Annotated in this window: 12 protein-coding genes and 3 tRNA genes; 7 read left to right on the forward strand and 8 right to left on the reverse strand. The window is 72.0% G+C overall.

Features of this window, described 5'->3' with window-relative positions; genetic code table 11:
- Positions 1-179: 179 nt before the first annotated feature.
- The 4 genes from purD to KBY47_RS28510 all read left to right on the forward strand — a co-directional run bounded on the left by purD (position 180) and on the right by KBY47_RS28510 (position 6,075).
- On the forward strand, positions 180-1,433 hold the full coding sequence (gene purD, locus KBY47_RS28495; protein WP_210925949.1) for a phosphoribosylamine--glycine ligase: 1,254 nt from the start codon (positions 180-182) through the stop codon (positions 1,431-1,433).
- Positions 1,434-1,742: 309 nt separating this feature from the next.
- Positions 1,743-3,500 carry a hypothetical protein gene (locus KBY47_RS28500; protein WP_210925956.1) on the forward strand — a complete coding sequence of 586 codons (1,758 nt, stop codon included), beginning with the start codon at positions 1,743-1,745 and terminating at the stop codon, positions 3,498-3,500.
- 182 nt (positions 3,501-3,682) lie between these two features.
- Positions 3,683-5,077 (forward strand): N,N-dimethylformamidase beta subunit family domain-containing protein, encoded by a 1,395-nt coding sequence (locus tag KBY47_RS28505; protein ID WP_210925958.1) that lies wholly within the window; start codon positions 3,683-3,685, stop codon positions 5,075-5,077.
- A 98-nt stretch (positions 5,078-5,175) separates the two neighbouring features.
- The gene (locus KBY47_RS28510) at positions 5,176-6,075 is read left to right on the forward strand and encodes a phosphoribosylaminoimidazolesuccinocarboxamide synthase (protein ID WP_210925959.1); all 900 of its coding nucleotides are present in this window, start codon (positions 5,176-5,178) and stop codon (positions 6,073-6,075) included.
- 42 nt (positions 6,076-6,117) lie between these two features.
- Here the strand turns inward: KBY47_RS28510 and KBY47_RS28515 are convergent.
- From KBY47_RS28515 to KBY47_RS28550, 8 genes are all read right to left on the reverse strand, one after another.
- Positions 6,118-6,193 (reverse strand) — tRNA-Gly (locus tag KBY47_RS28515).
- 23 nt (positions 6,194-6,216) lie between these two features.
- Complete coding sequence (locus KBY47_RS28520) at positions 6,217-6,825, reverse strand: response regulator transcription factor (protein ID WP_210925961.1); 609 nt, start codon at positions 6,823-6,825, stop codon at positions 6,217-6,219.
- Complete coding sequence (locus KBY47_RS28525) at positions 6,822-8,075, reverse strand: histidine kinase (protein WP_210925963.1); 1,254 nt, start codon at positions 8,073-8,075, stop codon at positions 6,822-6,824. Before KBY47_RS28525 ends, KBY47_RS28520 begins: the two co-directional genes overlap by 4 nt.
- Before the next feature lie 37 nt (positions 8,076-8,112).
- A complete protein-coding gene (locus KBY47_RS28530; RefSeq protein WP_210925965.1) occupies positions 8,113-8,889 on the reverse strand; it encodes an ABC transporter permease in 777 nt (258 codons plus the stop codon).
- Complete coding sequence (locus KBY47_RS28535; RefSeq protein WP_210925968.1) at positions 8,886-9,854, reverse strand: ABC transporter ATP-binding protein; 969 nt, start codon at positions 9,852-9,854, stop codon at positions 8,886-8,888. Before KBY47_RS28535 ends, KBY47_RS28530 begins: the two co-directional genes overlap by 4 nt.
- Positions 9,855-9,979: 125 nt before the next feature.
- Positions 9,980-10,055: transfer RNA gene (locus KBY47_RS28540), tRNA-Gly, on the reverse strand.
- An 80-nt stretch (positions 10,056-10,135) separates the two neighbouring features.
- A tRNA-Gly gene (locus KBY47_RS28545) sits at positions 10,136-10,207 on the reverse strand.
- 137 nt (positions 10,208-10,344) lie between these two features.
- Entirely contained in the window at positions 10,345-10,662 is a 318-nt protein-coding gene (locus KBY47_RS28550) for an Lsr2 family protein (RefSeq protein ID WP_210925970.1), read from the reverse strand.
- 379 nt (positions 10,663-11,041) lie between these two features.
- Between KBY47_RS28550 and purS the strand changes: the two genes are divergently transcribed.
- The 3 genes from purS to purL are packed head-to-tail and all read left to right on the forward strand — an operon-like array spanning position 11,042 to position 14,237.
- Positions 11,042-11,305, forward strand: a complete 264-nt coding sequence (gene purS, locus KBY47_RS28555) for a phosphoribosylformylglycinamidine synthase subunit PurS (RefSeq protein WP_210925980.1) — start codon at positions 11,042-11,044, stop codon at positions 11,303-11,305.
- Positions 11,302-11,982 carry a phosphoribosylformylglycinamidine synthase subunit PurQ gene (purQ, locus tag KBY47_RS28560; RefSeq protein ID WP_210925982.1) on the forward strand — a complete coding sequence of 227 codons (681 nt, stop codon included), beginning with the start codon at positions 11,302-11,304 and terminating at the stop codon, positions 11,980-11,982. The genes purS and purQ overlap by 4 nt, the downstream gene beginning before the upstream one ends.
- On the forward strand, positions 11,979-14,237 hold the full coding sequence (purL, locus tag KBY47_RS28565; protein WP_210925984.1) for a phosphoribosylformylglycinamidine synthase subunit PurL: 2,259 nt from the start codon (positions 11,979-11,981) through the stop codon (positions 14,235-14,237). Before purQ ends, purL begins: the two co-directional genes overlap by 4 nt.
- The last annotated feature ends 112 nt before the right edge of the window (positions 14,238-14,349 follow it).

The raw sequence follows: 14,349 nt of genomic DNA on the forward strand, positions 1-14,349 counted from the left end.
CGGCCCCCGCGCCTCCGCACGGCCGACTGCGCTCCGCACGGCCGACTGCGCCTCCGTAGGGCAGGCTGCGCCTCCGCAGGGCCGGCGCGGCCCATCTGGAGGAAGCCACAACCCCGCCGCCCCCATCCCCTCGGCGGCCCGCACAAACCGCCCCCGCCCGCTGCCGTTAGGCTGACCCCGTGAAGGTCCTCGTCATCGGCAGCGGCGCCCGCGAACACGCCCTGTGCCGCTCACTGTCCCTCGACCCCGCCGTCACCGCGCTGCACTGCGCCCCCGGCAACGCCGGCATCGCGGAGGTCGCCGAGCTGCACCAGGTCGACGCCCTGGACGGCTCCGCCGTGGCCGCGCTCGCCACGAAGCTCGACGCCGAGCTGGTGATCGTAGGCCCGGAGGCGCCCCTCGTCGCCGGGGTCGCCGATGCCGTGCGCGAGGCGGGCGTTCCGGTGTTCGGACCCTCCAAGGAGGCCGCGCGGCTGGAGGGTTCCAAAGCCTTCGCCAAGGACGTGATGGCCGGGGCGGGCGTTCCGACGGCACGGTCCTACGTGTGTACGACGCAGGAGGAAGTCGCCGAGGCCCTGGACGCCTTCGGCGCGCCGTACGTCGTCAAGGACGACGGTCTCGCCGCGGGCAAGGGCGTCGTCGTCACCTCCGACCTCGACGCCGCGAAGGCGCACGCCGCCGCCTGTGAGCGCGTCGTCATCGAGGAGTTCCTCGACGGTCCGGAGGTCTCCCTCTTCGCGGTCACGGACGGCGAGACGGTCGTCCCGCTGCGGCCCGCGCAGGACTTCAAGCGGGCCCTGGACGGCGACGAGGGCCCGAACACCGGCGGCATGGGCGCGTACTCCCCGCTGCCCTGGGCCGACCCGAAGCTGGTGGACGAGGTGCTGGAGACGGTCCTCCAGCCGACCGTCGACGAGATGCGCCGCCGGGGGACGCCGTTCTCCGGGCTGCTGTACGCCGGTCTCGCGATCACCTCGCGCGGGGTGCGGGTGATCGAGTTCAACGCCCGCTTCGGCGACCCCGAGACACAGGTCGTGCTGGCCCGGCTGAAGACCCCGCTCGCCGGGATCCTGATGGCCGCCGCCACCGGCAACCTCGCCGACCTGGAACCCCTGCGCTGGAGCGACGACGCGGCCGTCACCGTGGTCGTCGCCTCCCACAACTACCCCGGCACCCCACGCACCGGCGACCCGATCACCGGCCTCGACGAGGTGGCAGCCGAGGACGCCCCGGACGCGTACGTCCTGCACGCGGGCACCAGGCGCGACGGCGACACGGTCGTCAGCGCGGGCGGCCGGGTCCTGTCCGTCACCGCCACCGGCAAGGACCTCGCACAGGCCCGCGAGCGGGCGTACCGCGCCGTCGCCCGCATCCGCCTCGACGGCTCCCAGCACCGCACGGACATCGCGGCGAAGGCGGCAGCGGGCGCGTAGGCCTCACCGGCTCCCCGACGGTCTCGTCGGCTCACCTGGAGCCCTCATCCGCTCCCCGGACAGGCCCCGGAATCCCTTGGGATTCCGGGGCCTGTTCCCTGCCCGGCGTCAGCCACCTCTCCCCAAAGCCATTCCATCGAGTGAGCAATGCCCCATCCGGCTGACGAGGGGCAGGCCCCCAACTAGGGTGCGGCGCAAGCGTTCCGGCACTTGGCCCACCGGCATTGCGATGTCAGTGGCGGGTGCCACAGTGGGGGAGTGAGCAACACCAGGGTCCATGTGACAGCAGGGAGGGGGTGAGGTCCGGTCATGACCGGTATGGGTGCGGAGGCAGGCGCGCAGGCCGCGCGGTCCCGGGCGCTGGCCGTGCTGCGGGTCCGCAGCAGGGCGCTGGCCGTGGCCGTGCTGCCCGCCGCCGTCGCGGTGATCCTGTTCGCCGGCGGCTCCACCGGCCATCTCGTCGGCGGCGGCTGGGACGCGGCCCGGTGGATCGTGGGCGTGGTCGCCGTGGTCGTGCTGCTGGCCGCGGGCGGTATCGCGCTGGTCGTCGCCCGCGCCCGGCCCGCCGTGAGCCCGACGGTCCCGATCACCGAGGACGCGGCCCCCGACCTGTACCGGATGGTCCGCGACCTGGCCGACCGCCTCGACGTGCCCGCCCCCTCCGCCATAGCGCTCACCCCGGACTGCGACAGCTGGCTGGAGGACCGCACCCACCCGGCCCACGGCCCTCCCCCGCCGGAGAACGAGCGGCTGACGGGTGAGGAGCGCTTCCAGGGCCGCGGTCACCAGCGCCGTACGACGGCCGCCCCGGTCCTCGTCATCGGCTCCCCGTTCCTGTGGTGGATGCGGGTCGGCGAACTGCGCGCGGTCCTCGCGCCGGTCGTCGCGGGTACGGGACCCTCCGCGCACCCCGACATAGCCGCGGCCCGGCGTTTCGTCCGCGGTCTGGACGCGGCGGTCGCCGTCGTCTCGGCGCCGGCCCGGGGCACCTCCGCGCGATCGCCGTTCCGGCCGTTGCACGCGGGCGTCGGCTGGGTCGCCCGGCTACTGCTGCGGGGCTGCCGGGAGCACGCCGCCGAGATGGAGCGCGGGGTCGCCGCCGCCGCGGCCGAGCGCGCCCAGGCCGTCGACTACGGCCTGCGGATCGTCGCCCAGGAACAGGTCGGGCTGGCGTACGCGGGCTGGGACCGGCTGCTGACCCGGGTGGCGCTGCCCGCCTGGCGGATGGGCCGCTGGCCGTCCCGGCTGGACGCGGGCGTCGTGGCCGCCCTCACCGAGCTGTCCCGGCGGGACCGGCTGGCCGAGGGCTTCGCCTCCCGCCTCGGCGAGCGCCCCGCCTGTGACCTGCTGGAAGAGCCCGGCACGGTGGACGAGGCCGCCTCACTCCTCGCCGCCCGTCTCTTCCACGGCGGCCCCGCCGGCCCCGGGCCCGACTGGTCCCCGGTCGAGTGGGACGACTATCCGGACGAGGTCGTCGACCGCAAGTGGCGCACCGACGCCGCCCGGCTGCACCGCGTCCTGGACACCCTCGGCGTCCGCCGCACCGGCCCGTCCGCCGCGGCCCCCACCCTCGCCCGCATCCTCGACCACCTTGCGGCCCACGAGACACCGCTCCCTCAGGACAACCAGCGCGACCCCTCCTCCACCACCGCCCGCTGCGCCGCCCTGGCCGAAAGCCTCGGTGCCGAGCTGGCCCGCGAGGAGGCCGCCGCCGCGGCCATCGCCCCCGTGCCGGGCCCCGCCGCCCCCGGCCCCGCGGGCTCCCGCGACCCCGACCTCTGGGGCGACGGAGCCCTCCCGCTCTTCCCCCTCCAGCCGCCCCGCACCCCACGCGAACTGCTCGCCGACCACGTCACGGCGATGGTGTGCTGCGCCGCGATGGACACCGCGGGCGCGACCCCGGGCCTCGACTGGCTGGACGGCCCGTCCCTCCTCCTCAAGGGCGAACGCGCTTCCGACCTCGCCCCCAGAGTCCTCAGCCTGCTGGAGGAGGGCGACCCCGGCCCCCTGCGGCAGTGGCTGACGGAAACGGGCATACGCCCCGAGAAGCCGGTCCGCCTCGTCTGACCCACCGGCCCACACGCCGGGTGACATCCGACCGGAGCCCGGCCTTCCACTTTCGGTCAATTCACAACGACCAGTGAGAGGGTGCGTGCGCAATGTGATGTGCTTGGACCGAACGCGCACCTGGCAAGGGCTCACGACATACGACACATCACACCCACGGGGGCAAGGGGAGGGAACCAGCCATGGGGTCGGAAAAGGTCCGCGTCCCGGAGCCGGGAGCACTGGCGCCCGCCGTGACGGACCCCTTCGGCCAGGGCCCGGTCCCCTGGCTGCACGGCGAGGCGACGTCCTCCCTCCGCGCCGCGGACGACGTCCAGCGCCAGATCAAGGGCTTCACGTCCACCGGCGCCGCCGCCCCCGGCGAGGCCATCGACTTCCACATCACCGTCGATCCGCCCCAGGAGTTCGGCGTCGACGTCTACCGCATCGGCCACTACGCCGGTGACGGCGCCGCGAAGATCACCGCCAGCCCCCGCCTCTCCGGCATCGTCCAGCCGCCCCCGCTCACCGCCGACCGCACCGTCTCCTGCCACCACTGGTGGCTCTCCTGGCGGTTACAGATCCCGTCGTACTGGAACGTCGGCGCGTACGTCGCCGTCCTCACCACCGCCGACGGCTACCGCTCCCACGTCCCCTTCACGGTCCGCGACGAGCACCCGGCCGACCTGCTCCTGGTGCTCCCGGACGTGACCTGGCAGGCCTACAACCTCTACCCGCAGGACGGCCGGACCGGCGCCAGCTTCTACCACGCCTGGGACGAGGAGGGCCGTCCGCTCGGCGAGACCGACGCCGCGACGACCGTCTCCTTCGACCGCCCGTACGCAGGCGCGGGCCTGCCGCTGCACGTCGGGCACGCCTACGACTTCATCCGCTGGTCGGAGCGGTACGGCTACGACCTCGCCTACGCCGAAGCCCGCGACCTGCACTCCGGCCACATCGACCCCACCCGGTACCGAGGCCTGGTCTTCCCGGGGCACGACGAGCACTGGTCGGCGAACATGCGCGGCGCCGTGGAACGCGCCCGCGACCACGGCACCTCCCTGGTCTTCCTCTCCGCCCACACCATGTACTGGCAGGTGGACCTGGGCCCCTCTCCCTCCGGCGTCCCCGGCCGCCTGCTCACCCGCCGCACCCGCCGAGGCCCGGGCAGACCGGTGCTGTGGCGGGAGATCGACCGCGCCGAGCAGCAGCTGATCGGCATCCAGTACCAGGGCCGGGTCCCCGAGCCGCACCCGCTGATCGTCCGCAACGCCGGTCACTGGCTGTGGGACGCCACCGGCGCCCATGAGGGCGACGAGATCGACGGACTGGTCACCGGCGCGGCCGACCGCTACTTCCCCCGCACCCCGCTGCCCGGCCACGACGAGCGCATCCTGCTCGCCCACTCCCCGTACACCGACTCCGAGGGTGCCCTCCGCCACCAGGAGACATCCCTGTACCGGGCCCCGTCCGGCGCCTGGGTGTTCGCATCCGGAACCTTCGCCTGGACCCCGGCCCTGGACCGCCCGGGCCACGTCGACCCCCGGGTCCAGCGCGCCACCGCCAATCTCCTGGACCGCATCTGCAAACGCGACTGACCCGACCCGCTGCCCGGGCGGCCGACCCGACCCGCTGCCCACCAGCAATCCCCCGTACGGGACAATCGACCCATTGGACAGAACCACGGGGAGGAACCGTGTCCGGATTCGTCGAGAAGCCCGAACCGATCCAGGTTCCGGGTCTGGTGCATCTGCACACCGGAAAGGTGCGCGAGCTGTACCAGAACGAGGCGGGCGACCTCGTGATGGTCGCCAGCGACCGCATCTCCGCCTACGACTGGGTGCTGCCCACCGAGATCCCCGACAAGGGCCGCGTTCTCACCCAGCTCTCCCTGTGGTGGTTCGACCAGCTCGCCGACCTGGTCCCGAGCCATGTGCTGAGCACCGACCTGCCCGAGGGGGCCCCCGCCGACTGGGCGGGCCGCACCCTGGTGTGCAAGTCCCTCCAGATGGTCCCCGTGGAGTGCGTGGCCCGCGGCTACCTCACCGGCTCCGGCCTCGCGGAGTACGAGCAGTCCCGTACGGTCTGCGGCCTCGCCCTCCCCGAGGGCCTGGTCGACGGCTCCGAGCTGCCCGCCCCGATCTTCACCCCCGCCACCAAGGCGGAGGTCGGCGAGCACGACGAGAACGTGTCCTACGAGGAGGTCGCCCGCCAGGTCGGCGCCGACACCGCCGCCCGGCTGCGGCAGGCCACCCTCGCCGTCTACAGCCGGGCCCGGGACATCGCCCGCGAGCGCGGGATCATCCTCGCCGACACCAAGTTCGAGTTCGGCTTCGAGGGCGAGACCCTGGTCCTCGCCGACGAGGTGCTCACCCCGGACTCCTCCCGCTTCTGGCCCGTCGACCGCTGGCAGCCGGGCCGCGCGCAGCCGTCGTACGACAAGCAGTACGTCCGTGACTGGCTGACCTCCGGTGCCTCCGGCTGGGACCGGGGGAGCGAGCAGCCCTCGCCGCCGCTGCCGCGGGAGGTCGTCGACGCGACCCGCGCCAAGTACGTGGAGGCGTACGAGCGCCTCACCGGCACCAGCTGGTCGTAGGCACGACGAAGGCCCCGGTCCACTGGACCGGGGCCTTCCATCTGGAGCGGACGACGAGGCTCGAACTCGCGACCTCAACCTTGGCAAGGTTGCGCTCTACCAACTGAGCTACGTCCGCGTTGCGCCGTGGCGCGAGAGCAACTATACCCAACCGCGCTCCCGTGCGAGCCGCACCGCCGCATGACGGTTCTCCACCCCGAGTTTGGACACGGCCGACGACAGGTAGTTCCGCACGGTGCCCTGCGACAGCGCCGCCCGCTCGGCGATCTCCGCGACCGGCGCTCCGTCGGCGGCCAGCTCCAGCACCTCGGCCTCCCGGACGGTCAGCGGCGAGTCCCCGGCGGAGATCGCGTCCGCCGCCAACTCGGGGTCGACGTAACGGCTTCCGCCGTGCACCGTACGGATGATCTCCGCGAGCCGCTCGGCACTGACCGTCTTCGGTACGAACCCGCGCACCCCGGCCGCCAGCGCCCGCTTCAGATGCCCCGGCCGACCGTGGCTGGTCACGATCAGCACCTGGCAGCCGGGCAGTTCCGCCCGCAGCGATGTGGCGACCTTCACACCGTCCGCCCCGGGCATCTGGAGGTCCAGCACGGCCACGTCGGGCCGGTGCGCCCGCGCCATCGCCAGCGCCTCTGGACCGCTCGCCGCCTCCGCGACCACCACCAGGTCCTCCTCCAGCGACAGCAGCGTGGCCATCGCCCCCCGGATGAGGTGCTCGTCATCGGCGAGCAGCAGCCGCACCGTCACGCCGTCGCCTCCCCGGCCGGCCGGACCGGCACCTCGGCCACCAGCCGGAACACATCCCCGTCCCCGGCGCCCGCCGCCAACGACCCGCCCACCGCGGCCAACCGCTCCCGCAGCCCCACGAGCCCCGAGCCGCCGCCCGCACCAGGCGAGCCGTCGACCATCCCCTCGCCCACGCCGTCGTTCTCCACCGTCAGTACCACCTGACCCTCCCGCACCCGCAACCCCACCTCACACCGCTTGGCGTCCCCGTGCCGCAGCACGTTCGTCGTGGCCTCCCGCACCACCCAGCCCAACGCCGACTGCACCTCGGCGGGCAGCCCCTCGGGCACCCCCGACACCCGGCACTCGATACCGGCCGCCGTCAGCACCCCCTGCGCCCCCGCGATCTCGACCCCCAGATCGGCCTCCCGGTACCCCCGTACGACATCCCGCACCTCACGCTGCGACTCCCGCGCGATCCGCTGCACCTCGACCATCTGCTCCACGGCCTCCGACCGCCCACGCCGCGCCAACTGCACGGCCAGTTCGCTCTTGAGCGCGATCACCGCGAGGTTGCGGCCCATCACATCGTGCAGATCGCGCCCGAACCGCAGCCGTTCCTCGGCGACCGCGAGCCGGGCCCGGGTCTCGCGAGCCTCGTCGAGTTCATAGACGGCGTCGAGCAGCCACACGGAGAACACCGAGGTGAACGCGAGGAACCCGGCACCGAGCAGTACGGCGAGCGACGAGCCCAGCGCGGCGGCCGCGGGCATCCCGAACGGGAACATCACGGCACCGGCCCCGACGGCGAAGCCACCGACCATCCCGAAGACCCGGGCCCGCCGCCGCACCCCGAGCGCGATGACCCCCGCACCGAAGATCAGCACGACCGAGAAGACCGCACCGGCCGCCTCCTCGACCCCCTCACCGTCCGGGCCGTGCTGACCGGTCCCGATCGCGGTGACGGCGATGGCGGCGCTGAAGACCCCCAGCGACCACAGCAGCCGCGTCGGCTGCTCCCGCCGCCCCCGGGTCCAGTCCAGCGCCCGCGCCGCGGTCACCGCGCCGAGCCCGGCGTGCGCCAGCACCAACAGCATCAGCAACCCGCCGACGCGCACCCCCGCCTGTGCCACGGCGGGCACCCCGGCCGAGACGACCTCGGCCACCCCGAAGAAGTGGTACGACCACCGGGTGTACGTCTCCACCTTCGCCGGGGTGCTCTTACGCCGCCACCAGCCCCGCGCCGTACGCGCTTGTGCACCCCCGGCCACACCCAACTCCCAGCCCTCGGTCCCCGTACTCCGCGCCTCAGCGCCGCGGTTCCCACCGGAACCACCGCCGTACAGCAAACACCGCGAGCACCGTCCAGGCCAGCGCGGTCGCCAGCGCCCCCAGCGCCTCGTACCCCGACAGGCTCCCCGTCCAGCCGCCCCGCACCAGCGTGATGGCGGGGGACAGCGGCAGCAGTTCGCACACCGAGGCCATCCGGTCGGGCAGCAGCTCCAGCGGTACGGCGATCCCGGAGCCGATCATCGAGACGAAGATCAGCGGCAAGGTGGTGACCTGGGCGCTCTCCACGGTCCGGGTCACCGTCGCGGTGACCGCGGCCAGCGCCGCACACAGCGGCAGCGCCAACAGCAGCCCCAGCACGCCGAGATGCGGCGCCCGGGGCGCGGGCAGATCCAGCAGCAGCGCGCACCCGGCCGCCAGCAGCAGCGACTGCACCAGACCCGTGACGACGGCGGGCAGCGCTGCCCCGGTCAGGATCTCCGCATCCCGCAGCTCACCGGTCCGCAGCCGCTTGAGCACCAGTTCCTCACGACGGGCCGTGTAGACGGAGACGAGCGTGCCGTACACCGCGAACAGCAGCGAGAACCCGATCGCGGCGGGCAGCAGCACCAGCCCGACGGTCAGCCCCTCCTCCGCGAGGTCCATCTCCTCCGTCGCGGACCGCAGGGTGAAGGGCAACGCGAGCGGCACCAGAAGGGCCGCGAAGACCGTGCCCCGGCTGCGCCCGAACAGCGTCAGCTCGGCCCGTGCGAGGGCGGCCATCCGCCCGCCCGGCGTGGTGACGGCACCGCTCATCGCACGAACTCCTTCGCTCCCGGCATGCCCGCCCCGGCGGCGGCCTCCCGCGCGATCCCGAGGAACGCCTCCTCCAGCGAGGCCGACCGCGCGTCCAGCCTGCGCAGCTCGACCCGGCTCTCCTCCGCCCACCGCAGCAGCGCGGTGGCCGTGCGCTGCAAGTCCCGCGTCCGCAGCCGGACGACCCGGCCCTCGACCTCATGGCCGCTCACCCCCAGCCCGGCGAGCGGCGGCAGGTCGCCCACGAAGTACCCCTCGGGCAGCTCGAAGGAGATCCGCGAGGGACGGTCGGCCGTCACCTCGGCCGGTGTCCCGGCGGCGGCGATCCGCCCCTCGTGGAGGATGGCCAGCCGGTCGGCGAGCCCTTCCGCCTCCTCCAGGTAGTGGGTGGTCAGCAGCACCGTCGTACCGGCGTCCCGCAGTCCCCGCACCAACTCCCAGGTGTCCCGGCGCCCTTCGGCGTCCAGCCCGGTCGTGGGCTCGTCGAGGAAGAGCACCTCGGGCTCGCCGAGCAGCGCGAGCGCCAGATCCAGCCGCCGCCGCTCGCCTCCGGACAGCTGCTTGACCCGTACGCCGGTCTTCTCGGTCAGGCCGACCAGCGCGAGCACCTCTGCGCCGGGCCGCGCCCCGCTGGTGCACCCGGCCCACATCCGCACGGTCTCCGCGACGGTCAGTTCGGAGGGGAACCCGCCCTCCTGCAACATCACCCCGGTGCGCGGCCGTACGGCGGCCCGCTCCCGGTACGGGTCATGGCCGAGCACCCGCACGCGGCCCCCGGCCGGTGCCGCCAGCCCTTCCAGCAACTCCACCGTGGAGGTCTTGCCCGCGCCATTGGTGCCGAGCAGCGCGAAGACCTCGCCATGTTTCACGTGGAACGTGATCCCGCGTACGGCCTCGAACCCGCCCCCGTACACACGCCGGAGGTCGGTGACCTCGATCACGTGCTCGTGTTCGCTTGTCGTCATGCCTTCAGCGTCCCGGCGTTCAGAGCCGGACGGCAGTGCGCGCTGTCACCGCTCACCATGACAAATGTCAGAAGGCTGTGGGGCAACGACGAAGGCCCCGGTCCATTGGACCGGGGCCTTCGATCTGGAGCGGACGACGAGGCTCGAACTCGCGACCTCAACCTTGGCAAGGTTGCGCTCTACCAACTGAGCTACGTCCGCATTACCTCCGACCAGCTTTCACTGATCGGTGCGAGCACCAGCCTACCTGATCCAGAACACTGGTCGGACCGGCGATGCAGAGCGGGTGACAGGAATCGCACACTGCGCCTTCCCCCTGGAAGGGGGATGTTCTACTACTGAACTACACCCGCACGCTCCGTGAGCTGGGCTTTCCGGCCCCGCCCCGCGGCGTGCTCCAGACTCTAGCTGATCACCAGGGGTGCCGCGCAAGTCGGCTCTGCCGAGGGCGGTCTGACCGGCCGTCGGCGGGCCGGGGCCGCCGCATGCCTCAGCGGGCCGCGGCGAACGCCTCGTAGACCTTCTTGGGAATCCGGCCGCGGGCCGGGACGTCCATCTTGTTGGCCTGTGCCCAGGCACGGACGGCCGCCGGGTCGGGGGCGACCTCCGTCTGCCGGTAGGCCTTGCCGGACTTCGACCGCTTGCGGCCGGCCTCCACGTACGGCTCCAGGGCCTTCCGCAGTTTGCTGGCATTGGCTTCATTCAGGTCGATCTCGTACGACTTGCCGTCGAGTCCGAAGGCGATGGTCTCCGCCGCTTCCGAGCCGTCGATGTCGTCAAAGAGAGTGACCACGACCTTCTGCGCCACGAATATCGGTCCCTTCGTGCGGCACATCTATACCGCTCAACTGCGATGACGTGCCGAGTATCGGCTATTGCCAATTCATTTGTACAGTGCCCGGCAAACGAATGTGAAGCCTGACTAAATCTCCCCGCGTGTCCGAGCGCAATAGGTTTCGCCTGGGAGATTCGGGATCTTTCCCGGAACTTTTCATGAACGGCCCTCTTCGGTGCCCTCTTCGATGCGGGATCGTGATGATCTGCATGATCGCGGTGGGGTGCATGTCCAAGTGATCCGTAGTTTCCTCCAAATCTACCCGCGTAGAAATTTTGTGCGGGTAGTCTGAAGAGACCTGTCTGAAGCCAGTGGCAGGAACCTGCTCAGCACCACACCACCGGGAGTGCCAGTGGCACGCGTCGTAGTCGACGTCATGCTCAAGCCGGAGATCCTCGACCCCCAGGGCCAGGCGGTGCAGCGCGCACTGCCGCGGCTGGGTTTCGACGGCATCTCCGACGTACGTCAGGGAAAGCGATTCGAACTCGAAGTGGACGGACCGGTCGACGAGGCCGTCCTCGCCCGCATCCATGAGCTCGCGGAATCCTTCCTCGCCAACACCGTGATCGAGGACTTCACCGTGAAGGTGGAGGAAGTCGCGGAGGCCGTCAAGTGACCGCTCGTATTGGCGTCGTCACTTTCCCGGGCAGCCTCGACGACCGGGACACACAGCGCGCGATCCGCCTCGCGGGTGCCGAACCCGTCGCCCTCTGGCACAAGGACAAGGACCTCAAGCAGGTCGACGCCGTTGTCCTGCCTGGCGGTTTCTCCTACGGCGACTATCTGCGCGCCGGAGCCATCTCCCGCTTCTCGCCGGTGATGGAGACCGTCATCGACCAGGCGAAGGCCGGACTGCCGGTGCTCGGCATCTGCAACGGCTTCCAGGTCCTCACCGAGGCCCACCTGCTGCCCGGCGGCATGCTCGGCAACGACCACCTGCACTTCATCTGCCGCGACCAGAAGCTGCGGGTGGAGAACGCGTCCACCGCCTGGACCAGCGACTACGAGAGCGGGCAGGAGATCCACATCCCGCTCAAGAACATGGACGGCCGCTACGTCGCCGACCAGTACACGCTGGACCAGCTGGAGGCCGAGGGCCGCGTCGCCTTCCGCTACCTCGACTTCAACCCCAACGGCTCGCTCAACGACATCGCCGGCATCACCAACGAGGCGGGCAACGTCGTCGGCCTGATGCCGCACCCCGAGCACGCCGTGGAGCCGCTGATCGGCACCGGCCGCACCGACGGCCTGCCCTTCTTCACCTCGATCCTCAAGAAGCTGGTCACCGCATGAGCAGGACGCCTCTGGACACGGTCGAGCACGCGGCCGCGACCCCCGACGTCGAGCTGCCCTGGGCCGAACTCGGCCTGAAGAAGGACGAGTACGAGCGGGTCGTGGAGATCCTCGGCCGCCGCCCCACCGGCGCCGAACTCGCCATGTACTCCGTGATGTGGTCCGAGCACTGCTCGTACAAGAGCAGCAAGGTCCACCTCCGCCAGTTCGGCGAGAAGGCCCCCGAGAACGACGCCCTCCTCGTCGGTATCGGCGAGAACGCGGGCGTCGTCGACGTCGGCCAGGGCTACGCCGTCACCTTCAAGGTGGAGTCGCACAACCACCCGTCGTACGTGGAGCCCTACCAGGGCGCCGCGACCGGCGTCGGCGGCATCGTCCGCGACATCATCGCCATGGGCGCCCGCCCGGTCGCCGTCGTCGACCCGCTGCGCTTCGGCGCCGCCGACCACCCCGACACCAAGCGCGTCCTGCCGGGCGTCGTCGCGGGCATCGGCGGCTACGGCAACTGCCTGGGCCTGCCCAACATCGGCGGCGAGGTCGTCTTCGACGCCGTCTACCAGGGCAACCCGCTGGTCAACGCCGGATGCATCGGCGTCATGCGGCACGAGGACATCCACCTCGCCAAGGCGTCCGGCGCGGGCAACAAGGTCATCCTGTACGGCGCCCGCACGGGCGGCGACGGCATCGGCGGCGCCTCCATCCTCGCCTCCGAGACCTTCGACGACGCCAAGCCGTCCAAGCGCCCGGCCGTCCAGGTCGGCGACCCCTTCCAGGAGAAGCTGCTCATCGAGTGCACCCTGGAGGCGTTCCAGGAGAAGCTCGTCGTCGGCATCCAGGACCTCGGCGCCGCGGGCCTGTCCTGCGCGACCAGCGAGCTGGCGTCCAACGGCTCCGGCGGCATGACCGTCACCCTGGACGACGTACCCCTGCGCGACTCGACGCTCTCCCCCGAGGAGATCCTGATGTCGGAGTCGCAGGAACGCATGTGCGCGGTGGTGGAGCCGGACAAGGTGGACCGCTTCCTCGCCATCTGCGAGAAGTGGGACGTCATCGCCACCGTCATCGGCGAGGTGACGGACGGCGACCGGCTGGAGATCTACTGGCACGGCGAGAAGATCGTCGACGTCGACCCCCGCACGGTCGCCCACGAGGGCCCCACCTACGAGCGCCCCTACGCCCGCCCGGCCTGGCAGGACACCCTCCAGGCGGACGACGCCAACAAGCTGCCCCGCCCGGAGACGGCGGAGGAGCTGAAGGCCCAGGTCCTGAAGCTGGTCGCGTCCCCGAACCAGGCGTCCAAGAAGTGGATCACGTCCCAGTACGACCACTTCGTGCAGGGCAACACCGTCCTCGCCCAGCCCGAGGACTCCGGCATGATCCGCATCGACGAGGAGACCGGCCTCGGCGTCGCCATCGCCACGGACGGCAACGGCCGGTACGCCAAGCTGGACCCGTACAAGGGCGCCCAGCTCGCCCTCGCCGAGGCCTACCGCAACGTGGCGACGACCGGCGCCAAGCCGCTCGCCGTCTCCGACTGCCTGAACTTCGGCTCGCCGGAGGACCCGGCGGTGATGTGGCAGTTCGCCGAGGCGGTACGCGGTCTCGCGGACGCCTGCCAGCAGCTCGGCACCCCGGTGACCGGCGGCAACGTCTCCCTCTACAACCAGACGGGCGAGGCCGCCATCCACCCGACGCCGGTCGTCGCGGTCCTGGGCGTCATCGACGACGTCGCCCGCCGCACCCCGGTCGCCTTCAGGGAAGAGGGCCAGCTCCTCTACCTCCTCGGCGACACCAAGGAGGAGTTCGGCGGCTCGGCCTGGTCCCAGGTCGTCCACGACCACCTCGGCGGGCTGCCGCCCGAGGTCGACCTGGAGCGTGAGCGGCTGCTCGCCGAGGTCCTGATCTCGGCCTCCCGCGACGGCATGATCGACGCCGCGCACGACCTGTCCGACGGCGGTCTGATCCAGGCGGTCGTCGAGTCGGCGCTGCTCGGCGGCAAGGGCGCGCGGCTGGTCGTACCGGACGGGCTCGACGCGTTCACCTTCCTGCTCTCCGAGTCCGCGGGCCGCGCGATCGTCGCCGTCCCCCGCTCGGAGGAGGTCCGCCTGAACGACATGTGCGGCGCCCGCGGCCTGCCCGCCACCCGCATCGGCGTCATCGACGGCGACACGGTCGAGGTCCAGGGCGAGTTCTCCCTCACCCTGACCGAGCTGCGTGAGGCCCACGAGGGCACGATCCCGGCCCTGCTGGCCTGACGGCCGGCACCCGAAGGCCCCGCACGAGTGCGTGCGGGGCCTTCGCCGTCAGTCTCACCGGAGGGCGCCTCGCATTCCGGGAGACGCCCGGCTTCCCCACCTCATAGGCTCA

Origin of the sequence: Streptomyces sp. B93 (genome assembly GCF_018070565.1) — a bacterium.
Taxonomy (GTDB): domain Bacteria; phylum Actinomycetota; class Actinomycetes; order Streptomycetales; family Streptomycetaceae; genus Streptomyces.

Excerpts from the sequence above, each read along its gene's own strand:
- KBY47_RS28500 (WP_210925956.1), top strand. The coding sequence starts at position 1,743 with ATGACCGGTATGGGTGCGGAGGCAGGCGCGCAGGCCGCGCGGTCCCGG.
- KBY47_RS28505 (WP_210925958.1), top strand. The coding sequence starts at position 3,683 with ATGGGGTCGGAAAAGGTCCGCGTCCCGGAGCCGGGAGCACTGGCGCCC.
- KBY47_RS28530 (WP_210925965.1), bottom strand. The coding sequence starts at position 8,889 with ATGAGCGGTGCCGTCACCACGCCGGGCGGGCGGATGGCCGCCCTCGCA.
- KBY47_RS28535 (WP_210925968.1), bottom strand. The coding sequence starts at position 9,854 with ATGACGACAAGCGAACACGAGCACGTGATCGAGGTCACCGACCTCCGG.
- purL (WP_210925984.1), top strand. The coding sequence starts at position 11,979 with ATGAGCAGGACGCCTCTGGACACGGTCGAGCACGCGGCCGCGACCCCC.